Annotated in this window: 20 protein-coding genes; 8 read left to right on the top strand and 12 right to left on the bottom strand. The window is 70.8% G+C overall.

What is annotated here, in order from left to right:
* Positions 1 to 2 precede the first annotated feature (2 nt).
* From murD to mraZ, 9 genes are read right to left on the bottom strand one after another with little or no spacing between them, the layout of a single operon-like run.
* On the bottom strand, positions 3 to 1373 hold the full coding sequence (gene murD / locus D7Y15_RS08965; RefSeq protein ID WP_120575425.1) for a UDP-N-acetylmuramoyl-L-alanine--D-glutamate ligase: 1371 nt from the start codon (positions 1371 to 1373) through the stop codon (positions 3 to 5).
* A 32-nt stretch (positions 1374 to 1405) separates the two neighbouring features.
* A complete protein-coding gene (gene mraY / locus D7Y15_RS08960; RefSeq protein ID WP_120575426.1) occupies positions 1406 to 2584 on the bottom strand; it encodes a phospho-N-acetylmuramoyl-pentapeptide-transferase in 1179 nt (392 codons plus the stop codon).
* Positions 2584 to 3984, bottom strand: a complete 1401-nt coding sequence (murF, locus tag D7Y15_RS08955) for a UDP-N-acetylmuramoyl-tripeptide--D-alanyl-D-alanine ligase (RefSeq protein ID WP_121752281.1) — start codon at positions 3982 to 3984, stop codon at positions 2584 to 2586. The genes mraY and murF overlap by 1 nt, the downstream gene beginning before the upstream one ends.
* A gap of 25 nt (positions 3985 to 4009) precedes the next feature.
* Positions 4010 to 5548, bottom strand: coding sequence for a UDP-N-acetylmuramoyl-L-alanyl-D-glutamate--2,6-diaminopimelate ligase (locus D7Y15_RS08950; protein WP_120575428.1), 1539 nt, complete (start codon positions 5546 to 5548; stop codon positions 4010 to 4012).
* 49 nt (positions 5549 to 5597) lie between these two features.
* The gene (locus D7Y15_RS08945; protein WP_120575429.1) at positions 5598 to 7619 is read right to left on the bottom strand and encodes a penicillin-binding protein; all 2022 of its coding nucleotides are present in this window, start codon (positions 7617 to 7619) and stop codon (positions 5598 to 5600) included.
* The gene (locus tag D7Y15_RS08940; protein WP_120575430.1) at positions 7616 to 8008 is read right to left on the bottom strand and encodes a cell division protein FtsL; all 393 of its coding nucleotides are present in this window, start codon (positions 8006 to 8008) and stop codon (positions 7616 to 7618) included. Before D7Y15_RS08940 ends, D7Y15_RS08945 begins: the two co-directional genes overlap by 4 nt.
* Positions 8005 to 8910: a 16S rRNA (cytosine(1402)-N(4))-methyltransferase RsmH gene (gene rsmH, locus D7Y15_RS08935; protein WP_120594391.1), complete on the bottom strand. Its 906-nt coding sequence runs from the start codon at positions 8908 to 8910 to the stop codon at positions 8005 to 8007. Before rsmH ends, D7Y15_RS08940 begins: the two co-directional genes overlap by 4 nt.
* A 23-nt stretch (positions 8911 to 8933) precedes the next feature.
* Positions 8934 to 9317, bottom strand: a complete 384-nt coding sequence (locus D7Y15_RS08930) for an STAS domain-containing protein (RefSeq protein WP_120575456.1) — start codon at positions 9315 to 9317, stop codon at positions 8934 to 8936.
* A 48-nt stretch (positions 9318 to 9365) separates the two neighbouring features.
* A complete protein-coding gene (mraZ, locus tag D7Y15_RS08925) occupies positions 9366 to 9818 on the bottom strand; it encodes a division/cell wall cluster transcriptional repressor MraZ (protein ID WP_120566798.1) in 453 nt (150 codons plus the stop codon).
* A gap of 238 nt (positions 9819 to 10056) precedes the next feature.
* Here mraZ and D7Y15_RS08920 point away from each other — a divergent pair, with 238 nt between their 5' ends.
* Positions 10057 to 10767, top strand: a complete 711-nt coding sequence (locus tag D7Y15_RS08920) for a PilZ domain-containing protein (RefSeq protein WP_120575432.1) — start codon at positions 10057 to 10059, stop codon at positions 10765 to 10767.
* Between the two features lie 33 nt (positions 10768 to 10800).
* Here the strand turns inward: D7Y15_RS08920 and D7Y15_RS08915 are convergent, their stop codons facing one another.
* Both D7Y15_RS08915 and D7Y15_RS08910 read right to left on the bottom strand, forming a co-directional pair.
* The gene (locus D7Y15_RS08915; protein WP_120575433.1) at positions 10801 to 12609 is read right to left on the bottom strand and encodes an acyl-CoA dehydrogenase family protein; all 1809 of its coding nucleotides are present in this window, start codon (positions 12607 to 12609) and stop codon (positions 10801 to 10803) included.
* Between the two features lie 181 nt (positions 12610 to 12790).
* Entirely contained in the window at positions 12791 to 13513 is a 723-nt protein-coding gene (locus tag D7Y15_RS08910) for a hypothetical protein (RefSeq protein WP_120575434.1), read from the bottom strand.
* Between the two features lie 223 nt (positions 13514 to 13736).
* Here D7Y15_RS08910 and D7Y15_RS08905 point away from each other — a divergent pair, with 223 nt between their 5' ends.
* The 7 genes from D7Y15_RS08905 to D7Y15_RS08875 all read left to right on the top strand — a co-directional run bounded on the left by D7Y15_RS08905 (position 13737) and on the right by D7Y15_RS08875 (position 21406).
* On the top strand, positions 13737 to 15950 hold the full coding sequence (locus D7Y15_RS08905) for a serine/threonine-protein kinase (protein ID WP_120575435.1): 2214 nt from the start codon (positions 13737 to 13739) through the stop codon (positions 15948 to 15950).
* 95 nt (positions 15951 to 16045) lie between these two features.
* The gene (locus tag D7Y15_RS08900; RefSeq protein ID WP_120575436.1) at positions 16046 to 16261 is read left to right on the top strand and encodes a hypothetical protein; all 216 of its coding nucleotides are present in this window, start codon (positions 16046 to 16048) and stop codon (positions 16259 to 16261) included.
* A gap of 78 nt (positions 16262 to 16339) precedes the next feature.
* Positions 16340 to 17299 (top strand): CarD family transcriptional regulator, encoded by a 960-nt coding sequence (locus tag D7Y15_RS08895; protein ID WP_121752280.1) that lies wholly within the window; start codon positions 16340 to 16342, stop codon positions 17297 to 17299.
* Positions 17300 to 17382: 83 nt separating this feature from the next.
* On the top strand, positions 17383 to 17895 hold the full coding sequence (locus tag D7Y15_RS08890) for a hypothetical protein (protein WP_121752279.1): 513 nt from the start codon (positions 17383 to 17385) through the stop codon (positions 17893 to 17895).
* Positions 17882 to 18832, top strand: a complete 951-nt coding sequence (locus tag D7Y15_RS08885; protein ID WP_120575439.1) for a hypothetical protein — start codon at positions 17882 to 17884, stop codon at positions 18830 to 18832. Before D7Y15_RS08890 ends, D7Y15_RS08885 begins: the two co-directional genes overlap by 14 nt.
* A 20-nt stretch (positions 18833 to 18852) precedes the next feature.
* Positions 18853 to 20691 carry a glycosyltransferase family 39 protein gene (locus D7Y15_RS08880; protein ID WP_121752290.1) on the top strand — a complete coding sequence of 613 codons (1839 nt, stop codon included), beginning with the start codon at positions 18853 to 18855 and terminating at the stop codon, positions 20689 to 20691.
* 148 nt (positions 20692 to 20839) lie between these two features.
* The gene (locus D7Y15_RS08875) at positions 20840 to 21406 is read left to right on the top strand and encodes a hypothetical protein (protein WP_121752278.1); all 567 of its coding nucleotides are present in this window, start codon (positions 20840 to 20842) and stop codon (positions 21404 to 21406) included.
* A gap of 80 nt (positions 21407 to 21486) precedes the next feature.
* Here the strand turns inward: D7Y15_RS08875 and D7Y15_RS08870 are convergent, their stop codons facing one another.
* The gene (locus tag D7Y15_RS08870; protein ID WP_121752277.1) at positions 21487 to 21837 is read right to left on the bottom strand and encodes an ATP-dependent DNA helicase; all 351 of its coding nucleotides are present in this window, start codon (positions 21835 to 21837) and stop codon (positions 21487 to 21489) included.
* Positions 21838 to 21947: the final 110 nt, after the last annotated feature.

Here is a 21947-nt window from a genome sequence, read left to right as displayed (position 1 = left end):
GGTCAGAGCGCCCCGACGAGGCGCTTGAACGTGTCGCCCCGGTCCTCGAAGTTCTTGAACTGGTCGTACGACGCGCACGCCGGGGACAGCAGGACCGTGTCCCCCGCCCTGGCCACCTCACGCGCCTTCGCCACCGCCGCGTCCAAGGTGCCGCACGCGTGCACCGGCGCGTCGTTCGCGTACGCCCGCGCCAGCGCGTCCGCGTCCTGGCCAATGGTGAGCACGCCCTTCACCTTGCCCTGCCCCGCCTCCACCATGGGCGCGTACGGCGCGCCCTTGCCCTTGCCGCCCGCGATGAGCCACACGTCGCCAGCGAAGGCCTTGAGCGCCACCAGCACGGAGTCCACGTTGGTGGCCTTGGAGTCGTTCACCCACTCCACGCCGTCCAGCACGCGCACGCTCTCCAGCCGGTGCGCCAGGCCCGGGTAGCTGTCCAGCCCCGCCTGCACCGCGTCCTTCGCCACGCCGCCCAGCCGGGCCAGCAGCGCCGCCGCCATCGCGTTCTGCGCGTTGTGCGCGCCCCGGAGCGAGCGGTTGGTGAGGGTGTAGGACTCGCCCGCGAACTCCAGCTCGAAGCCGCCGGGCCGCGCGATGGCCAGCCCCGCCAGCTTCGGCGCGTCCACCACCGGGCGGCCCGTGAGGCTGAAGCCGTACACGGGCACGCGCGCGGAAGCGGCCAGCCCCATCACCGCCGCGTCGTCCGCGTTCACCACGGCGAAGTCGCTGGCGCCGTCCTGGTTCATGAAGATGCGCGCCTTGGCCGCGCCGTACACGGCGTGGTTGGCGTAGCGGTCCAGGTGGTCCGGCGTGAGGTTGAGGATGGCCGAGCCCGTGGGCTTGAGCTGGTGGATGCCCTCCAGCTGGAAGCTGGACAGCTCCACCACCAGCGCGTCCCAGTCCCCGGGGGACATGGCGGCCTCGGCCAGCGGGCGCCCCAGGTTGCCGCCCACGAAGGTGCGCAGGCCCGCCTTCGCGTACAGCTCGCCGGTGAGTGCCGTGGTGGTGCTCTTGCCGTTGGTGCCGGTGATGCCCAGGAAGCGGGTGCCCGTGAGGAGGCGGCCCGCGAGCTCAACCTCGCCCCACACCGGGACGCCCGACGTGCGCGCGGCCTCCAGCTCCGGCAGGGACAGCGGCACGCCCGGGCTCACCACCACCAGGTCCTGGCGGGTGAGCAGCCCCGGGGGCGTGGCGCCGGTGACGAGCGTCACGCCCTTCGCGTGCAGCTCCTTCGCGACGTCGCCGAGCGCGTCCTCGGAGCGCGCATCCAGCGCCGTCACCTTCGCGCCTTGCTGGACCAAAAGCCGCAGCGCCGCGACGCCGCTCTTGGCCAGCCCGAACACCGCGACATTCCGACCGGACAGCGAGGGATTCATGGGGTGGGCCGACCTCGATGGGGGCAAAGCGACTAGCGCAGTTTCAGGGACAGCAGGGCCACGCCACCACAGAGGATGGCGACAATCCAGAAACGCACGATGATCTTCGGCTCGGCCATGCCCTTGAGCTCGAAGTGGTGGTGCACGGGCGCCATCTTGAAGACGCGCTTGCCCGTCATCTTGAAGGACGTCACCTGGATCATCACGGAGAGCGCCTCCGCGAAGAAGATGCCGTGGATGATGGCGGACACCACTTCGTTCTTGGAGAACACGGCCAGCCCGCCCAGCGCGCCGCCCAGGGCCAGCGAGCCGATGTCGCCCATGAACACGGACGCCGGGTAGGTGTTGAACCAGAGGAAGGAGATGCCCGCGCCCACGATGCTCGCGCAGAAGACGGCCAGCTCCGCGCCGCCCGGCACCTGGAGGATGCCCAGGTAGCGGTACAGCGGCGTGGCGGTCAGCCTCGTGACGCCGTTCACCGTCTCCGTGTCCGCGATGTGCAGCGTGGTGCCCGCCACGTAGCAGAGCACGCAGAAGGTCACCGCCGACACGATGGTGGGCACGATGGCCAGGCCGTCCAGGCCGTCCGTGAGGTTCACCGCGTTGGACGTGCCCACGATGACGACCCACGCGAACACCACGTAGAACCAGCCCAGGTCCGGGTTGAACCAATGGGACGGCACGAACGGCAGCGTCAGCCGCGTGTCGATGAGCAGCGTGGGCCCGAAGGAGCCGTCCGCCTTCGTCCACGTGCACATCAGGCCGAAGATGGCGATGAGGAAGAAGAGCGTCTGCAGCGCCATCTTCTTGCGCCCGGCCAGACCCTTGGAGTTGCGCTTGGACAGCTTGAGCCAGTCGTCCAGGAAGCCGATGAAGCCGTAGCTGAAGGTGAGGAGGATCATCACCCAGACGCCGCGGGACTTCAGGTCCGCGAACAACAGCGTGCCCGCCGCGATGCTGATGAGGATGAGCGCGCCACCCATGGTGGGCGTGCCCTTCTTCTTCTGGTGGCTGTCCGGGGTGTCCTCGCGCACGTTGCTCTGCCCGTGCTGCTTCAAGCGCAGCCGCGCGATGAGGCGCGGGCCGATGAGCATCCCCAGGAGCAGGGCGAAGACGCCCGCGGCGATGATGCGGAAGGTCGGGTAGCGCAGGAAGTTGAGGACGCGCCCGGCCTCGGTGTTCTGGATGAGCTCGTACAGAAGGTACAGCACTAGTGACTCCCTCCGGGGGGTGCCGCGCCCGTCAGGGCCGCCACCACGCGCTCCAATCGCATGCCGCGACTGGCCTTCACCAGCACCACGTCACCGGGCGAAAGCCGGGGCGTCAACCACGCCACCAATGGCTCCACTTCGGTGAAATGGGCGGCGGAATCTCCCATGTCCGCGCTGCCCAGACCGCCCGAGGACCGGGGGCCGAAGAACGCGACCAGCTTCGCGTGCCGCGCGACGAGCTCGCCCAGCCGGGCATGCTCCTCCGCCTCGCCCGCGCCCAGCTCCAGCATGTCGCCCAGCACCGCCACCGCCCGGCCGCCTTCCGGCACCAGCGTGCCCAGCGTGACGAGCGCGGCCTCCATGGAGGCCGGGTTGGCGTTGTAGCAGTCGTCCACCACCGTGATGCCGTTCCTGCCATCCACGATGTTGAGCCTGCGCGCGTACGGACGCGCGGACTCCAGGCCCTTCACGCACTCCTCCGGGGAGTAGCCCAGGGCCAGCGCCGTCGCGAACGCCGCCGTCGCGTTCTGCGCGTTGTGCGGCCCCACGAAGTGCAGGCGCACCGGCCAGTCCTTCCCCTGGTAGCGCACGGTGGCCACCATGCCGTCGCGGCCCAGCGTGTGGACCGCCGTGAGGCGCACGTCCGCCCCTTCCGCCCGGCCGAACGTCAGGTGCTTCGCGCCGCTGCGCGCGGCCTGGCGCACGATGAGCGCGTCGTCCACGTTCACGACAGCAGTGGCCTGGGGCAGCAGTTCGCGGAACATCTCCCCTTCCGCCTCCGCCACGCCCTCCAGGCTGCCCAGCCCCTCCAGGTGCTCCGGCTGGACGACGGTGATGACACCGGCGTCCGGCTGGACCTTTCGGGTGAGCCGTTCGATTTCGCCCGGCTGGTTCATCCCCACTTCGATGACGGCCGCCACGTGGGACGGCTCCAGCCGGAAGAGCGTGAGCGGGACGCCCACCTCGTTGTTGAAGTTGCCCTCCGTCTTCAGCGCCGGGCCCCGCGTGGCCAGGATGGCGCCCACCATCTCCTTGGTGGTCGTCTTCCCGTTGGAGCCCCCCACCGCCGCCACCGGAATCTGGAAGCGGCGGCGGTGCAGCGCGCCCAGGCCGCCCAGCGCGGCCAGGGTGTCATCCACTTCGTACAACGCGAAGCCCGGGGGCAGGGCCGGCAGCGCCCTCCCCCGCTTCACCACCGCCCCGGCCGCTCCCTGGCGCTGGGCACCGTCCACGAAGTCGTGGGCGTCGAAGCGCTCGCCCTGCAGCGCCACGAAGAGGCACCCGGGGGTGAGCGACCGCGTGTCGGTGCAGACGGCGGGAAAGCCCGCTTCCACGGGCCCCCCGCGCCGGGTCGCACCCGTCGCCTGCACCACCTCGTCATCGGAGAATCGAACGGCCATGGAGGGGGGGTGGCCTTGAGAAGGTTCAGCCCGGGATGCGGTTGGCCAGCGCGCGCGCGGCGACCTCGCGGTCGTCGAAGGCGAGCTTCTCGGTGCCTACCGTCTGATAGGTCTCGTGGCCCTTGCCGGCGATGAGGACGACGTCGTCGTCCTTGGCCAGGTTGATGACCTGCTCGATGGCGGCGCGGCGGTCCGCGTCCACCAGGTAGCCCTTCTCCCCGACCTTCGCCTTGCCCTCGGAGATGCGGCGCAGGCCGCCCTTCTCCAGGCCCGGCGTCACCTCGGAGATGATGGTCTCCGGATCCTCCGTGCGCGGGTTGTCGCTGGTCACCATCACCAGGTCCGCGCCCTCCGCGGCCACCGCGCCCATCAGCGGGCGCTTGCCCTTGTCGCGGTCGCCGCCGCAGCCGAAGACGACGATGACGCGGCCCTTGGCCAACGCGCGCGCCGCTTCGAGGGAGCGCTTGAGCGCGTCATCCGTGTGCGCGTAGTCCACCAGCACCGCCGGCGCCGGGCCGCCGCGGTGGTTCTCCGCGCGGTCCATGCGGCCAGCCACGCCCGTGACGAGTTCGATGCCGCTCTTCACGTCCGAGCGGCTGATGCCCGCGCCCAGCGCGATGCCGGCGGCGAGCATGATGTTCTCCAGGTTGTGGGGCCCCAGGAGCTTGCTCTTCACCTTGATGTCGCCCGCGGGCGTCTTCAGGGTGGCCTCGATGCCCTTGAGCGAATAGGCGGCATCCGCGGCGGAGATTTCACCCGCGCCCGTGCGGCTGAACTTCCACGCCATGCGCTTCTGGTTGCGCAGCTCCGTGTAGAGGCGGCTGGCGAAGGCGTCGTCCGCGTTGACGACCGCGGTGCCGGAAGCGCCCAGGTTCTCCAGGAAGAGCTTGCGCTTCACCTGGAAGTACTCCTCCAGGTCCTTGTGGTAGTCTAGGTGGTCGCGCGACAGGTTGCTGAAGCCGGCGGCCTTGAAGGTGAGCCCGTGCACGCGCTCCTGCGCGAGCGCGTGGCTGGAGACCTCCATCACCACCGTCTCCACGCCCGCATCCACCATCTCTCGGAAGATGCGGTGCAGCTCCAGCGGGTCCGGCGTGGTGTTGGCCAGCTCCGTCGTCTTGCCACCGAACTTGTAGCCCAGCGTGCCGATGACGCCCGGCGCCGGAGAGCCGGTGTACATGGCGGCCGTGGCGAGGATGGCCTCCAGCAGGTACGTGGTGGTCGTCTTCCCGTTGGTGCCGGTGACGCCCAGGAGCGTCAGCTTGTCCGCGGGACGGCCGTGGAAGTTGGCCGCGATGAGGGCCAGCGCCTTGCGCGCGCTGCTCACCTTGAAGAACGGCACCTGCGACGACTGGCCCTGCTTCTCCGACACCACGGCCACAGCGCCGCGCGACACGGCTTCACCAATGAACTGGGCCCCGTCTTCCTTCAGGCCCGGCACGGCAATGAAGAGATCCCCCGGCTTCACGCGCCGCGAATCCTGCGTCACTCCCGTGACGTCGACCGCGGAACGGCCGCCCGAGGTCTGCTCGGCTCCACACCCTGCGAGGACATCCGTCAGCTTCATCTCTTCCCCTTCACACGCATTGCTTGCGGGGCCTGGAAAGGACACGGCCTCATTGCCGCGTCGCCAGTTCCAGCGTCACCCGGGCCCCCTTCTCCACCAGCGCACCGGCGGGGGGGGTCTGAGATACGACTCGTCCACTTCCTTGCAGCTGTGGCTCCAACGCCGCGGCGAGCAACTTCACCACGGCTTCCCGTCCCGCCTGACCCTGGACGTCCGGCACACGCACCGTGCCGGGCTCCGGAGTCTCGGTCACCGCATCCTCCAGGCCGGCCCGAACGGGCACGACCTTCGCCAACGCCTTCGGTGCCGGAGGGGGCACCACGGGCGCGGCGGCCGCGGCCACCTCGGCGGGTGCCACCGTCCGGGACGGGGGCACGGCCAGGTGGGCCATGGCAGCGGTAGCGATTTCCTTGAAGGCAGGGGCAGCCACGTTCCCCCCGTATACGTCTGTCTTGGGTTCGTCCACCACCACGAGAATCACGGCGCGCGGGGCCTCGGCCGGTACCATGCCCGCGAACGACGCGATGCGTTTGTCGGAATACCCCCGTGCCACGGGGTCCGCCTTCTGTGCGGTACCCGTCTTGCCGGCCACCCGGTAGTCGTCCATGGCGGCCTTGGGCGCGGTTCCTCCCTTGACCACCACGCTCTCGAGCATGCCCACGACCTGGCGCGCCACCCTCTGGGAAACCACCCGCCGCAGCTCCGTGGGCTGGTTCTCCAGCAGTACCACGCCGTCCGGGTCCACCACCTTGGAGACCAGGAACGGGCGCATCAGCACGCCGTCGTTGGCCAGCGCGCCGTAGGCCGCCGTCAGCTGGACGGCGGTGGAGGTCATCCCCTGGCCGAAGGATTGGGTGGCCAGGGAGATGTCCGATTTCGGAAACGGGATGACGCCGCGGCTCTCGCCGGTGAGCGCCAGACCGGTGCGCTCCGCGAAGCCGAAGGCGTGGTAGCCGGCGACGAACTTCTCGCGGCCCAGGGCCTCGGCGACCTTCGCGGCGCAGATGTTGGAGGACACCTGGAGGATGCCCTGCGCGTTGAGCCAGCCGTGCGGGTGGGTGTCCCGGATGGTGTGACGGCCGATGCGCAGGGAGCCGTTCTCACAGAAGAACAGCTGGTCCGCGGTGATGGCCTTCTGCTCCAGCGCGGCGGCCACCACGAAGGCCTTCATCGTGGAGCCGGGCTCGAAGGAGTCCAGCGCGGCGCGGTTGCGGATGGCGTTCTTCACGCCGTCTTCCGGCGTGTTGGGGTTGAAGCGCGGGTTGTTCGCCAGCGCGAGAATCTCCCCGGTGCGCGGATCCAACACCACCGCCATGCCCGCCGCCGCCTTGGCGTCGTCCACGGCCTTGGCCAGCGCCTTCTCCGCCACGTACTGGAGGTGGCGGTCCAGCGTGAGCGTGACGGCGGCGCCCTGGCGCTCCAGCGGATCCATGGCGCCCTGGACCATCAGCTTGCGACCCTTGGCGTCGCGGAAGCCGGAGGTGCGCGAGTTCTGCCCGGACAGCTCGTCCTCGAAGGCCAGCTCCAGGCCCTCCAGGCCGTGGCCGTCGGTGCCCACCATGCCCACGATGTGCGCGCCCAGCTCACGCTGGGGATAGAAGCGCTTGGGCTCCTTGGTGAAGCCCAGGCCGGGCAGGCCCAGCGCCTTGACCGCCTCCACCTCCTGGGGCTTCGCCTGGCGCTTCACCCACGCGAAGCGCCTGGCGCGCGACAGGCGCGCGGTCAGGTCGCCGCTGTCCAGGTGCACGGCGCGGGCGAGCTGACGGGCCGCCTGCGGCACGTCGGGGAGCAGGGACGGGTCCACCCAGATGGAGTCCACCTCCACGCTCTGCGCCAGCGGCGTGCCGCGCCGGTCGAAGATGTCTCCGCGCCGGGCGGGGATGTCGATCTGCCGGACGTACTGGTCCTGCGCGAGGCCCCGCAGCTTCTCCTGCTGGAAGACCTGGAGGTAGACCGCGCGGCCGAACGCCGTGCCCAGGAGCGCGAGGAACAGCCCGAACAAGAGCTGGACCCGCAGCCTGAGCCCTTTCGTGTTCGACTCCGGAATCCGCGCGCTCTTCAGGTCCCTCACCGCTGGGTCCCCCGCTCCGCCACGCGGACGGCCGGGGCCGCGGAACGGGCCTGCGCGGTGCCGGAGCCCTTCACGCGCTCGTCCGCCAGGGACACCACCGCGCCGCCCTTGGGCATGGCCATGCCCAGCTGCTCACGGGCCACGCGCTCCAACCGGCCCGGCGCCTTGAGCGTGGCCAGCTCCAGCTTGAGCCGGTCGTTCTCCCGGGTGAGCGAGCGGCTCTCGCCCTCCGCGTTGGACAGGCGGTAGCCCATGTCCACCACCAGGACGCGGCTGGTGACGTGGAGGATGCCCACGGCCGCGAACAGGGTGAAGAGCATGACGGCGGGCAGCAGGTGCATCAGCACGCCGGCCACGGACACGGAGGGACGCGAGAGGGCCTTGCTCATCGGATTTTCTCCACCGCGCGCAGGTGCGCGCTGCGAGAGCGGGGGTTGGCCTCGACTTCCGCTTCGGAAGCCGCGACGGCCTTCTTGGACACGAGGACGAAGTCACCCTGGCTGTTGCACACGCACACCGGGAAGCCCGGCGGACAGGTGCACCCGCCCACCAGGGCGCGGAAGGCTTCCTTCACCTTCCGGTCCTCCAGGGAGTGGAAGGAGATGACCGCGGCGCGGCCGCCCACCTTGAGCAGCGAGGGCAGCGCGGCGAGCAGCGAGTCCAGCGCCTCCAGCTCCCCGTTCACCGCCATGCGCAGCGCCTGGAAGGTGCGGGTGGCCACGTGGATGCGGTCCGGCCACGCCTTGCGAGGCACGGCGCGCTTCACCACCTCCGCGGCCTCCAGCGTGCGCTGGGGCAGCGCCTTCTTCAGCTCCCGCGCGATGGGCCGCGCGAAGGGCTCTTCCCCGTAGTCCTTGAGCAGCTTCGCCAGGTCGCGCTCGTCCGTTTCGGCGATGAGCTCCGCGGCGGTGATGCCGCTGTCGCCCATGCGCATGTCCAGCGGGCCCTCCTTCATGAAGGAGAACCCGCGCTCGGCCACGTCCAGTTGGGGCGAGGACACGCCCAGGTCCACCAGCACGCCGTCCACGGGCAGCAGGTCCTGCGCGACGCTGAGAAGGTCCGCGAAGTTGCCCTGCCGGGCCTGGAAGCGCGCGTTGACGCCCATGCGGGCGGTGGCCGCGGCCAGCGCCACGGGGTCCCGGTCCACGCCCACCACCGTGGCGCCCCGGGCGAGCAGCGCCTGCGTGTGGCCTCCGCCACCGAGCGTGCCGTCAAGGATGACCTTGCCCTCCGCCGGGTTCAGCAGCTCCACCGTCTCGTGGAGCAGGACGGTCTGGTGCTGGAAGTCCACGGGAGGGGGCCTTGGGTGCAGGGTCAGACGAAGGGAGCGCGCGCGAGCTGGAAGGCAGCCCGGGCATCGTTCATGTGCGGGTACAGCTCGAAGGCGTCATGGGCGCCGGCCGCGCGGAAGATGGCGGCCAGGTACGGCGACAGCCCGGACAGCTTCACGTCTCCACCGGAGCGGCGGAACGCGTCCGTGCGGGCCATCAGCGGGCGCACGCCGCGGTAGTTCAGGTGCGACACGTCCGCGAAGTCGAGGACGACCTGACGGGTGCCCCGGTGCAGCCGGTGCATCAGGTCCTCGCACAGCTTGAGCAGGTCCGCCTCCTCCAGCTCGCCCTCCAGCATCAGCGTCTCCACGCGCTCGGACGCCGCCACCACCGCCCTGGTCCGACGAACCTCCTGAACCTGGTCCATGCGCCTGCCCACCCTTCTCTCGCGAAACTAAGGCTGTCGACTTCCTGGCTACGGCTGGCGCAGCTCGCCCAGCACCCGCAACACGTCCGGGGAGGTGGCTTCCTGGCGCGCGTCCTCCTGCGCCTTCGCCCAGCCTTCCTGGCTCCAAAGCTCAATCACCTTCACCATCCCCGCCCACACCACTTCCTTCTCCAACTTCGCGTACGCCCTGAGCGACGGCGGGATGAGCAACCGGCCCAGCTTGTCCAGCGGGCACTCCTGCGCGCTGGCCACGTACAGCCGCATCAACGTCTTGACCCCCGGCTCCATGGGGTTGCGCCGGGCGAGCGCGGTCTCCAACGCCTCCCACTCCCGCACCGGATAGGCGTGGAGGCAGGGGTCCAGGGCCGTGGTGACGATGAGCCGCTCGTCGTAGGCGCCCACCAACGTCTCCCGAAGCTTCGCCGGGAGGCTGGTGCGCCCCTTCGCGTCGATCTGGTGCTCATAGACGCCTCGGAACACGCGGGACGATCCACCTTTTCAGCCCAGCACGGGACGGACCACCACTCCTTCCCACTTCTTACCCCTCTGCGGCCGGCATACATACGCGCCCCCCCCAGGGGGGTCAAGAAAGCGCGCAACAGGCTGGAACACCGCTCGCCCGGCGCCGGACATCCCCCAGGGCACATGCCGGACGGCCTACCCTTGGGGGTGGGGTAAACTTGAGTTCTTTCGCTCCCAGGCTGAGACTGGCGGGCGCGTGAACACGAACGTTCGACTGAAGGTGGCCTACAAAACGCCGCAGTCGCTGGTCGGTGAGTACACCCGCAGCGTGGGTCAGGGCGGCGTCACCCTGGAGACGCGCAAGGCCCTGCCCCTGGGCACCCGCTTCACCTTTGAACTGCACGCGGGCGGCATGCCGCGTCCGGTGGAGGTGCTGGGCGAGGTCGTCAAGGTGGAGCCGCGCCCCGGCGAGCGCTTCATGCTCACCGTGCGCTACGACGGCGCGGAGGATCGCAGCGCGCTGGACGCGGTGCTCCAGTTCATCTTCGCCCAGGAGGAGCAGAACGGCCTGCGCCGCTTCCCGCGCCTGCCGCTGCACCTGCGCGCGCGGGAGGCCGACCCCCGGGCGCCCTTCTTCTACGTGCGCGACATCTCCCGCGGCGGCGTGGGCCTGGAGGTGGACGCCCCCGCCCTGCCCCGCGAGGTGCAGGTGGGCACGCCCTTCTTCATGGAGATGGACATGAAGGAGGGGCCGCTGCTGCTCCACGGCGAGGTGGCGTGGACGTCATCCGTGCCGCGCAAGGGCGTGGCGCAGGCGGTGACGCCGGGCTTCGGCGCGACGTTCGGCCGGCTGCGGCCGGACATGCTCCAGCGGCTGGAGGCCCTGATGGCGCTGGAGCACCTGCCGCCCGCGCCCTGGCGGGCCCGGGTCAGCTTCGGCCTGGATGCCGTGTCGCGGATGCCCTGACGCTGCGTCCAGGGCACCCGCGCGCTTCATCTGTTACAGCGGGTTGTACGGGTAGCCGTCGGCCTCCTCCAGGCCCGCGACGATGGTCTCGCGCAGCTCCGCCGGGTCGTACGGCGTGAAGGCGTCCAGCGCGGACAGGCGCTTCAACTCCAGCGTGAGCGCGTCACCCTTGAGCGTGGCGCAGAGCGCGCGGCGGGTGCGCTCGAAGGCGCGCGTGGTGGACTCCATCGCGTACAGCCGCACCAGCGCCACGCGCACGGGGTCCTGCACGCCACCGGTGGCCGCCTGACGGGTGCGCGTCACCATGGAGTCCAGCGCGTACGCGTCCATCACCACGTCCGCCAGCGCGGCCATGACCTCCTGGTGCTTGTCCAGCTCCGTGCCGAAGGTCTCCGCGGCCAGGCGCATGCCGTGGATGGCCAGGTGCTTGGCGCACTCGGCGGCGATCTCCTCGTTGGCGAGCGCGTCATGACGGCCGGCGCGGGGACGCTCGCCGCGGCTCAGCTCCTCCGCCACGGAGCGCGCCTGCGCGAACAGCGGCAGGTCGCCCTTCACGGCGCGCTTGAGCAGCATGCCGGTGATGAGCATCCGGTTGATTTCATTGGTGCCCTCGAAGATGCGGTTGATGCGCGCGTCGCGGTAGGCGCGCTCCACCGGGTACTCCTCGATGTAGCCGGCGCCGCCGTGCACCTGCACCGCGTCGTCCACCAGGAAGCCGAGGGCCTCCGAGCCGAAGACCTTCATGATGGAGGCCTCGGTGGCGAACTCCTCCATCGCGGCGATGACGTGCGCGTCGTAGTCCGCGTCCGAGCGCTCCTTGGACGCGAGCCGCCCGTCCACCAGGCCCGCCGTGCGGTACGTCATGCTCTCCACCGCGTAGACGAGCGTGGCCATGCGCGCGAGCTTCTCGCGGATGAGCGGGAACGTGGCGATGGGCGCCTTGAACTGCTTGCGCTCCTGCGCGAACTTCAGCGCGCTCCGCAGCTGCAGCTTCATGCTCCCGATGACGCCCGCGCCCAGCTTCAGGCGGCCGTAGTTGAGGATGTTGAAGGCGATGCGGTGGCCCTTGCCCAACTCGCCCAGCAGGTTCTCCACGGGCACCTGCGCGTCCTCGAAGTAGAGCGGGCACGTGGACGAGCCGCGGATGCCCATCTTGTGCTCCTCCGGGCCCACGGTGAGGCCCGGGGTGTCCTTCTCCACGATGAAGCCGGTGAACTTGTCGCCGTCCACCTGCGCGAAGACGACGAACACGTCCGCGAAGGCCGCGTTGGTGATGTAGAGCTTGGAGCCGTTGAGGACGTAGTGCTTGCCGTCCGCGGACTTCACCGCCTTCGTCTTCGCCCCGCGCGCGTCGCTGCCGCTGCCCTGCTCCGTCAGCGCGTACGCCGCCACCCACTCACCCGTGGCGAGCTTGGGCAGGTACTTCGCCTTCTGCGCCTCGTTGCCGAACCACACGATGGGCAGCGACCCGATGCCGGTGTGCGCGCTGGACGTCACCGACCACGAGCCCAACAGGCTCATGGCCTCCGCGAGCAGCAGCGACGTCGTCTTGTCCAGACCCGTGCCGCCGTAGGTCTCCGCGATGTCCACGCTCAAGAGGCCCAGCTCGCCCGCGCGGCGCAGGAGGTCGCGCAGCAGAGCGTTGTCCTTGCCCTCGATGCGCGCGGCCTGGGGCAGCACCTGCTCACGGCAGAACTGGAGCGCCGTCTTGAAGAAGAGCCGCTGCTCCTCGGAGAACCCCTCCGGCGTGAGGATGCGGGTGGAGCCCACCTCCTGGAAGAGGAAGGTGGCCCCGGCGAGAACATCCTGGGGACGGGAAGCGGGCTCGGTTGCGGCGACCATCAACGACCTCCGGGGAGGGAGCATTGCCCTCCGAAGCCTTCAGGGGAAAAGGCGCGCGGGACATTAGGGCGCGCGGACTGTCACGGGTAGTAGCGGCGCGGCCCCACCACCTCAAGGCGACGTGGGACTCCACCCGGGGTGCGTGCCCGGCCTGCAGGCGGCAGGCTTCCTGGTCCCTGTGTTACGGGGAACCCGCGTCCGGAGCGGACCGGGGCGTGGGGTACACGAGGCAGAGCGTGTCGAAGAGCCCCTCCTCCGGCGCGACGTACGTGCCGCCGAGCGCCCGCGCCACCTGCCCCACCTCCGTACCGAACGACGGCACGAGGCACAGGTCGTCCGATGTGGTGAAGCGCGTCTTCAGCCGGGCCAGCTCCCGCCGCAGCGTCGCGATGTCCTGGCGCCCGCCGCGCACCGGCACGGAGGGTCCGTTGCGGTCCGGCCCCGGCAGCTTGCCCACGCTGGTGCTCAGCTCGAAGCCGTCCGCGCGCTGGATGATGCGCAGCTTGCCGGGCGCCACCTCCTCCAGCCACGCCCGGAAGCCCTGCTCGTCGCGCAGCACCAACCGGTAGGCCACCGGCGCGTCCGGGTGCTGGAGCCACACCTCCGCCGCCTGCGCGCGCAAGACCGCCAGCGCGTCCGACACCTGCGCGAGGAACGTGTCCGAGTCCTCCACGGCGACGAGCACGTCCTTGCCCCGAACCCGCTCCGCCAGGCTGGCCGCGTCCCGGGCGCGGGCTGGCGTGAAGGTCTCCGCGCCCAGGCGCACCTGATCTCCCGACAGCTCCAGCCGGAGGACGTCCTCCGGGAGAGGCTCGCCCCAGACGGGCGCGGACACGGGCGTGACGGTCGCATCCGCCCAGGTGCCCGCGTCCGCGGGAGCGGGTGGAGGGGCTCCCGGATCCACACGGAGTGCTGGCTCCGGGGCTACCGTGCGTGCCGGTTCGGCGGGAGGTGACTCCCGGCAGCCACCCCATGTGAGGGTGCTCCACACCAGGAGGAAGAATGCACGGTTACGGGAACAGGCTGGCGAGCGTAGCGGAATATTCCACCCGGAGCGTCTGAATGGCCTCATGATAGCTTCTCGCGGTTTTTGCGAAGGACTCCCCTCCACCGGAGCCGATTCGAACGTGCCGCCGCCTTCCGCCGGCTTCCAGTTCGGCAAGTACAAACTGCTCGAGCGCATCGCGACGGGCGGCATGGCGGAGATCTACCGCGCCCGGATGACGGCGGTGGCGGGCGTGACGAAGCCGGTGGTCATCAAGAAGATCCTCCCGGGCTACGCGGACGACAGCGCGTTCGTGTCCATGTTCATCAACGAGGCGCGCATCGCGCTGGGGCTGTCGCACGGCAACATCGCGCAGATCTTCGACTTCGGCGAGGTGGAGGGCGAGTACTTCCTCGCGATGGAGTGGGTGGACGGCCATCCGCTCTCGCACGTGCTTCGCCGGGCGCGGGAGAAGGGGCTGCCCGCGCTGCCGCCGCCGCTGGCGGTGCTGGTGGCCATCGACATGCTGCGGGGGCTGGCGTACGCGCACACGCGGCTGGATGACAACGGCCGCCCGCTGCACATCGTCCACCGGGACGTGAGCCCGCAGAACGTGCTCCTCTCCTTCGAGGGGCAGGTGAAGCTGGTGGACTTCGGCATCGCGCGGGCGCGGCTCGCCGGGCGCTCCGACACGAAGGCGGACCCCGCGAAGGGCAAGTACGTCTACTTCGCGCCGGAGCAGGCGCGCGGCGAGGCGCTGGACGCGCGCACGGACGTGTTCGCCGCGGGCACGGTCCTCTACGAGATGCTCTGCGGACGGCGCCCCTTCGAGGGCTCGCTCCAGGACGTGCTGCGCAAGATTTCCCAGGGCGACTTCCCCCGCCCGCGCGAGTGGACGCCGAACATCCCGGCCGCGCTGGAGCGCATCCTGCTCACCGCGATGGCCACCAGCCCGGAGCAGCGCTACCCCACCGCTCAGGCCTTCGCGGAGGCGCTGGCGCGACAGCTCCACGTCACCGCGCCGGACGTGTCCGCCAGCGACCTGGGCCACTTCATGGGCTACCTCTTCGAGCCGGAGCTCGTGGAGTCCGGCCGCCCGGTGCAGCTGCCGCGCGAGTTCGTCGCACGGGTGGGCCGCTGGAGCGGCGTCGCCGAACCGCCGCCCATCGCCACGCCTCCGGAGGTCCCCCTCCACGACTCCGAGCCCGGGGGTGAGCCCCGAGGCGATTTGACGACGCAGCCCCTGCCCCCGCAAGCGATGCCTCCGGAGCCGCCGCCCGCGTGGCACCGCTCCCTGCGCGGCTGGGCGGTGCGCGGCGCGCCGGTGGCGGTGGCGGCGCTCGTGGCCATGTGGCTGGGCCTGGTGATGGGCGGCTCCAACACGTTCGCGGTGGAGCTCAGCTCCTCTCCCGCGGGCGCCGTCATCCGCGTGGACGGCCGGACGCTGGCGGAGACGACGCCCACGCTCATCACCCAGCTGCCGTCGGACCGCGACCATGTGCTGGAGGTGCTGATGCCGGGCATGGTGCCCTTCAGCCAGCGCGTGCACGCCGAGCGCGGCACCACGCTGGCGGTCCATGCGCGGCTCGCGCCGAAGCAAGCAGTCGCGGCGCGCGCCCTGCCCCGCGCGGGTCCGGGCGACACGCCCGCATCCTTCGCCCGCTACTCCTCCGGAGGCCCGTTCGCGCTCAGCGCGGTCGCGCATGCCCTGCGCGTGCCCCCGTCCCAGGCGGCGCGCATGCGGTTGGATCCCTCCCGCGCCTACGGCCTGCGCGTGGAGGGCCGCGTGTCGGTGGGCGGCCCGCTGCCGGTGGCCCAGGCCGTGTACTTCCTGGAGGGCGGCACGGCGCTGACGGCGCGCGACAGCTTCGGACTGGTGGGCGCCGACGAGGTGCTGGTGCGCGACGCCTCCGTCCTCTACGTGTTCCTCTGGGACGACCGGCCCGACGACAACCGCGGCGCCCTCCAGGTGCACGTGCGCGAACAGGCGAGCGGCGCCATCACCACCCTGCTCCTGGACGCGCGCCGGCACGCCGTCTCGCTGTCACCCCACGACGGCTTCACGCTCCGGGAGCTGGATCCGTCCACCACCTACCGCGTCGTCGTGCGTTCGGCCGGGGAACCGGCGCGCACGCGCGGCTTCGGCGGCGGCGAGGTGGGCGGCGTGCTCGCGCTGCACGGCGCGGGACCGTCCCCGGCCGTGGCCCCGGGCACGCTGGAGGTGCTGGAGGTCAACCAGCCCACGGTGATGCGCGGCGCGAGCTGGCTGCGGCTCGCGTTCCCGGATGACGACGTCCAGGACAACTCCGGCGGCCTCACGCTGGAGGTGACGCCGGTGGCGCCGCTGCACCAGTAGCGAGCGACGGGCCGCTACAGGACACCGCCAGCCTGTAGCCGAAAAATTGATCATCCGGGCGCCGCCCCTACCCTGGGCCGCCACGGAGGACGCTCATGAAGAAGCTGCTGGCGGTGCTGGCCCTGGGGATCGCGGTGATGGCGACGGTGGGACTTTCCACCCGCGTGGACGCACGGCCCGGAAGCACGGCGGACGAGGGGCCGACCGACGCCCAAATCGACGCTGTCCTGGACTCGCAGGCGCACGAGGTCATGGCCAAGCTGTTGGAAGCGCAGCGCAATGCCAACCGGATGACAATGCTTCCCCGGTAATCTCGTGGCATCCGGCGAGGCTCGGTGCTACGACCGGCGCTCGCTTCGGTGATCATCCCACCCGCCCACGAGGGGGCCATGCCAGAAGGGTCCGCTGCACTCCAGCTCCAGGTTGGAGACCGGGTCGTCTACCCCAACCAGGGGGTCTGCCGCGTTGCCGCCATCGACGTGAAGGAGGTGGCGGGCCAGAGCCTCACCTTCGTCACCATGCGCCGGGAGGAAGACGGCGCGGTCGTGATGGTGCCGCAGGGGAAGATCCTCTCCATCGGCGTGCGCAAGGTGGCCAGTCCCACCGACGTGGAGGAGATCTACGCGTTCCTCCGCTCGGACAGTGACAAGGCCGACCTGGACTGGAAGCAACGCGCGCGCACCAACCTGGACCGAATGACCCAGGGCGGCATCCTGGGTCTGGCGGAGGTCGTCAAGGGCCTCCAGGTCCTCAGCGAGCTGCGGCCGCTGCCCACCAAGGAGCGCGAGCTCTACGACAACGCCCGGCACCTGCTGGTCTCGGAGGTCGCCGCCGCGCTGGGCACCGCCGAGGCCAACGCCGAGGACTCCATCGACATCGTCCTCTTCCCGCCCGGGAAGGAGCGTCCCAAGCGCACCGCCGCGGAGTTCGCGCGGCCCGGTGGCGACGAGGACGACATGGACCTGGACGGCGACCTCATGGGTCTGGAGGGCGGGGAGCTGGACCTGCCCTCGGACGAGGAGCCGCAGTCCGAGTCCGAAGCGGAGTCCTCCGAGGAAGAAGGCGGCGAGGAGGAAGGCGGCGAGGAGGGGGGCGAGGATGCTCCCAAGAAGCGCGGCCGTCCGCCCAAGGCCAAGCCGGCCGAAGGCGAGGAGGCCGCCGCTCCGAAGAAGCGCGGCCGTCCGCCCAAGCCGAAGCCCGAGGTGGCGGAGGGCGCCGAGCCCGCCGCCCCGAAGAAGCGCGGCCGTCCGCCCAAGGCCAAACCACCCGAGGGCGCCGCACCCGCGGAGCCCGCCGCGCCCAAGAAGCGTGGCCGTCCTCCCAAGGCGAAGCCGCCCGAGGACGAGTGAACCCCACGGCCCTCCGGCCGCCCGCGTCGCGCCGCAAGCGCGCGCCCGGCACCGCGAGGGCCTTCCCGCCGAGGTGACGCCCCGTGATTCGCGTCGTGACGCTGGACCCCTTCGACGACAAGCAGCTCGCCAAGTTCAACCGCACGCTCTACACGGCCTTTGGCGTGGGCAGCGAGCACAGCGGCTCCGCGGAAGTCCCCGCGGGCATGTCCGAGCCCCTGGACGCGGAGAAGCTGCTCGATGAGGTGAAGGGCATCCGGGCCTACAAGGACGACAAGGTGCTGCTGCTCACCTCGCGCAAGCTGAAGGACCGGGACCTGCCCAGCGGCAAGGCGCCCACGTCGGGCTTCGCCAGATACGGCAAGGACCGGGCAATCCTCTCCATCGCGCCGTTCAAGGACCTGGAGAAGGACTTCAAGCCCATCGCGCGCCACGCGCTGCACCAGCTGGGCACGCTCTGGGAGCTGCACCACTGCCTGGATCCGCGCTGCTCAATGTACCCGCCCTGGACGCCGTCCTTCAATCAGGGCGACCACATCTTCTGCACCTTCTGCCGCGAAAAGAGCGAGCAGAAGATCCGTCTTGCCAAGTCCTAAGGCCCTGCGCGCCCTGCCCCTGGTGGAGCTGGGGGCCTTGTTGCTCGTCGCGCTCTTGTGCCTGGTCTTCCAGCTGAGGCTTCCGGGCCGGCTGCCCACGGACGCGGACGAGCGCGCCATGGCGGACGTGCTGGCCCGCGATGCGCGCCCCGGGGACGCGGTGCTGCTGTTCCCCTGGTGGACCGAGCGCGCCCGTCTGTTCGTGCCGTCCTCCGTGCCCGTGTACGGGTGGCTGGAGTCGGACGGCGCGGACCTGAGCGCGCACCCGCGCATCTGGGTGCTGGGCCAGCCGGAGCTGCCCCGCTCCGACGTGGGCGCGTTCGACGCGGCCTTCCTCCCCGGCCGCAAGGCGCTGGGGCCCGAGTCGCGCATGGGCCCGCTGTCGCTGCGCCTCTACGAGAACGGCCGCTACCGCCCGCGCCACTGGGTGGCGAGCGAGTCCGCGAACGCGGCGCACGTGTACCTGGAGCAGCCGGACGGCTCGCGCCGGGACTGCCCCTTCGACGGGCGTGTGCACCGCTGCCCTGGCCCGCCGCACCTGTACGTGGCGCCGGAGTGGCACGAAATCCTCTACGAGCCCCGGCACTGCCTGTGGATGCACGCGCCCGGAGGCGCGCAGCGGCTGGTGGCGGAGTTCGCCAACGTGCCGTCCGGCATGGGCCTGCGGCTGGAGGGCGGCATCATCTTCGAGTTCGCGCACCCGAAGGACCCGCGCCTGTCCACCTCGTACCTGGGCGTGGATGACGCGGCCTCGGGCGAGCGGCTGTTGGACGTGCCCATTCCCCCGGGCCGCGAGGGCGTGCAGAAGGCGGAGGTGGTGCTGCCGCCCGGGCCGCCGCGCACGGTGAAGGTCTGGGTGCAGGCGGACAACGCGGAGTCGCGGCAGGTGTGCCTGGACGTGATGGCGCTGGAGCCCGCGGTGGGGGTGAAGCCATGACAGCTCCGGTGACGTTTCAGATGACCGGACGCCCCGCCACGCGCGAGGAGAAGTTCACGGCCCTGGCGCTGTGGGTGCTGGCGTTCGCGGCGCTGTGGAGCACGGAAGCCGCCGTGGGCTTCACGCGCGACGAGAGCGTCTACTTCGCCGCGGCGGAGGGCTATTCGCAGTGGTTCCGGCTGCTGCTGCACTCGCCCGCGCAGGCATTCACGGACAGCGCCATCGTGCGCTCGTGGGACTACAACCACGAGCACCCGGCGCTGATGAAGACGCTGTTCGGGTTGAGCCACCTGCTCTTCCACGACACGCTGGGCGTGATGCGCGACGCGACGGCCTACCGGCTGCCCGCGTTCGCGATGGCGGCGCTGGTGCCCGCGCTGTGCTTCCTCCTGGGCAGCGCGCTGTACGGCCGCACCGCGGGGTGGTTCGCCGCCCTTTCCTTCCTGCTGGTGCCGCGCCAGTACTTCAACGCGGAGCTGGCGTGCTTCGACATGCCGGTGGCCGCGATGTGGCTGCTCGTCGTGTACTGCTTCTGGCGCGCGCTGGAGAGCACCCGCTGGGGCGTCGCGTGCGGCGTGGCGTTCGGCCTGGCCCTCGCCACGAAGCACAACGCCCTCTTCCTGCCGTTCGTGCTGTCGCCGTTCGCGCTGTGGCGCGCTTGGCAGGCAAGCGAAGGCAACCCCGAGGCCCGCGTGCGGCTCTTCCGCTTCGTGGGGCTCTTCGCCGCGGTGGCGGTGCTGTACGGCCTGCTGGTGGTGTTCCTGGGCGGGCCCGCCGGGTTCCAGAAGAAGTTCCTGCTCCTGAGCCCGCACACGCTGTTCTTCGTGGGGCTCGCGGTGGGCTGCGCGGTGCTGCTGAGGGAGCTGCGGCGCGTCAGCCTGCCGGTGACGCAGGCGCTGGTTCCGCTGGCGGCCATGGCGGTGCTGGGCCCCGTCCTCTTCTACCTGCACTGGCCCTACCTCTGGCACGCGCCGGTGGACCGCACCGCGTGGTACCTGGCCTTCCACGCGACGCACAACCACTACGCCTGGTTCTACCTGGGCACGTTGATGCGAGGGCCGCCCTTCCCGCTCAGCTACGTGCTGGTGAAGACGGCGCTGACGGTGCCCACCAGCCTCTTCGCGCCCATGGTGACGGGCTTCGTGGCGCTCGTGGGCCGCGCGCTGCTCAGCGTGAGTGAACGCACGCGCGATTGGGTGCGGATGCCCACGGCGGCGGAGGCGCTGGTGGGCGTCAACGCGGTGACGTCCATCCTCATCATCAGCCACCCGCAGGTGCCGCACTTCGGCGGCGTGAAGCACTGGTTCCCGTCCATGCCCTTCCTGGGCATCCTCGCGGGCGCGGCGGTGGCGCGCGGGTGCTTCGCGCTGTGGGAGGTGCTGAAGGCGCGGCGGCCTTCGGTGTCACCGCTGGCGGTGACGGTGCCGGTGTTCGCGCTGCTCATGGCGCCCGCGCTGCTGGGGCTGGTGCGGGTGTTCCCGTACGGCACGGCGGCGTACTCGGAGCTGGCAGGCGGGCTGCCGGGCTCGGCGACGCTGGGGATGCAGCGGCAGTTCTGGTCCAGCCACGTCACCGGCGTGCTGCCGTGGATCAACGAACACGCGAAGCAGGGCGCGCGCGTCTACCTGCATGAGGTGAACGGCTTCTCGTTCCGCGACTACCAGCGCAACGGCATGCTGCGCGCGGACGTGCGAGCGGTGAACAGCCCGTTCGACGCGGACATCGTCGCGTACCAGTACCACCAGGAGTTCCGCGAGCACGAGTTCCTCACGTGGCAGGCCTTCGGCACGCGCACGCCGGTCACCGGGCTGTACCTGGACGAAACGCCGCAGGTCATCGTCTACCAACGCCCGGAGTAGGTCCGGGCCCGGATGACGCAGGAAGCCATGTGCACGACCGTGCACTCGGCGGCCTCACGGGCGTCCACGAAAAGCGGACAGGACCGGAAGGCATGGGGCCGGGGTAGGCTGGCGGTGTCGGCCATTCCACCTTCCCGAGGAGGAACACATGACGCGCTGGACGGGCTTGTTGACGGTGATGGTGCTGGGCGCGGGCATCATGAGTTGCGACGACGCGAAGCCGCCCGCGAAGGTGACGCGCGCGCAGGTGAAGCGCACGGGCCCCGCGACGATGGAGATCATCCCCGTCGAGGGACAGCTCCCCTACTGCATGCTCTTCACGATGTCCGAGAAGGGCGTCATCCGGCAGCTCACGCTCACGCGCGAGAACCGCTCCATCCGCTGCGACCCGGGCCGCCCCGTCGCGAACACCAGCTTCCGCGTGCCGGTGCAGGAGGGGAAGGTGCGCGTCTACATCTTCTTCTCCGACGAGCGCGTGCCGGCGGGCTCCGTGGCGCAGCAGCTCTACGACTTGCGCGACCGCGAGCGCGTCACCGCCATGGACCTGCGGCTGCCGGGGCGCATCTTCGTGGAGACGCTGGAGTTCACGCCGGAGACGGGCGAGCCGGAAGCGACGGGCGGCATCGTGGGCGCGGGCGGCGTGGTGACGTCCGACGGAGGCACGGCCCCGGACGCCGGTACCCGCGAGCTGGCCGTGGAGCCGCTGGCCAACTGAGCGCCAGACGCGAAGAAGCCCGAGGGTGGTCATCCGCCCCCGGGCCTCCGTGCTGCTTCAAGCCGTGACATCGTGGCCGCCTAGTTCAGCCACCCACCGCCGTAGCGGCTGCGCTCCAGCCGGGCCAGGCGCTCCCGCTCCTGCCGCTCGCGCTCCACCCGCGCCTGACGCTCGCGCTCCTGCCGTTCCCGCTCCAGCCGCGCCTGCCGCTCCCGCTCCTGCCGCTCGCGCGCCACCCGCGCCTGACGCTCGCGCTCCTGCCGCTCGCGCTCCAACCGGGCCTGCCGTTCCCGCTCCTGCCGCTCGCGCTCCATGCGGGTCTGGTCCTGGCGGCTCACGAGGGGGGTGGCGGCGTGGAAGTCGGCCGCCATCACCGGGGAGCTCGCGACGAGCGCCACAGCCACCACCATCTTCTTGCGCATCGCCTTCATGACCTGCCTCCGTGAGCCGCGTTGTCCTGCGTTCTGAACCTACTGACGGGGGAGGCCCTGCTTGATTCAACCGCGCCATCGGAAGATGGCCCTGTTGAAACACTCTGAAA

It is taken from the genome of Corallococcus sp. AB030 (genome assembly GCF_003668965.1).
Taxonomy (GTDB): domain Bacteria; phylum Myxococcota; class Myxococcia; order Myxococcales; family Myxococcaceae; genus Corallococcus; species Corallococcus exiguus.
The sequence above is the reverse complement of the archived record's forward strand: the minus strand, read 5'-3'. Positions and strand labels throughout refer to the sequence as shown.

Bases quoted from the DNA above. Each gene is read 5' to 3' on its own strand.
- murD (WP_120575425.1), bottom strand. From the start codon at position 1,373: ATGAATCCCTCGCTGTCCGGTCGGAATGTCGCGGTGTTCGGGCTGGCC.
- murF (WP_121752281.1), bottom strand. From the start codon at position 3,984: ATGGCCGTTCGATTCTCCGATGACGAGGTGGTGCAGGCGACGGGTGCG.
- D7Y15_RS08950 (WP_120575428.1), bottom strand. From the start codon at position 5,548: ATGAAGCTGACGGATGTCCTCGCAGGGTGTGGAGCCGAGCAGACCTCG.
- D7Y15_RS08940 (WP_120575430.1), bottom strand. From the start codon at position 8,008: ATGAGCAAGGCCCTCTCGCGTCCCTCCGTGTCCGTGGCCGGCGTGCTG.
- D7Y15_RS08930 (WP_120575456.1), bottom strand. From the start codon at position 9,317: ATGGACCAGGTTCAGGAGGTTCGTCGGACCAGGGCGGTGGTGGCGGCG.
- D7Y15_RS08915 (WP_120575433.1), bottom strand. From the start codon at position 12,609: ATGGTCGCCGCAACCGAGCCCGCTTCCCGTCCCCAGGATGTTCTCGCC.
- D7Y15_RS08900 (WP_120575436.1), top strand. From the start codon at position 16,046: ATGAAGAAGCTGCTGGCGGTGCTGGCCCTGGGGATCGCGGTGATGGCG.
- D7Y15_RS08895 (WP_121752280.1), top strand. From the start codon at position 16,340: ATGCCAGAAGGGTCCGCTGCACTCCAGCTCCAGGTTGGAGACCGGGTC.
- D7Y15_RS08880 (WP_121752290.1), top strand. From the start codon at position 18,853: ATGACCGGACGCCCCGCCACGCGCGAGGAGAAGTTCACGGCCCTGGCG.
- D7Y15_RS08875 (WP_121752278.1), top strand. From the start codon at position 20,840: ATGACGCGCTGGACGGGCTTGTTGACGGTGATGGTGCTGGGCGCGGGC.
- D7Y15_RS08870 (WP_121752277.1), bottom strand. From the start codon at position 21,837: ATGAAGGCGATGCGCAAGAAGATGGTGGTGGCTGTGGCGCTCGTCGCG.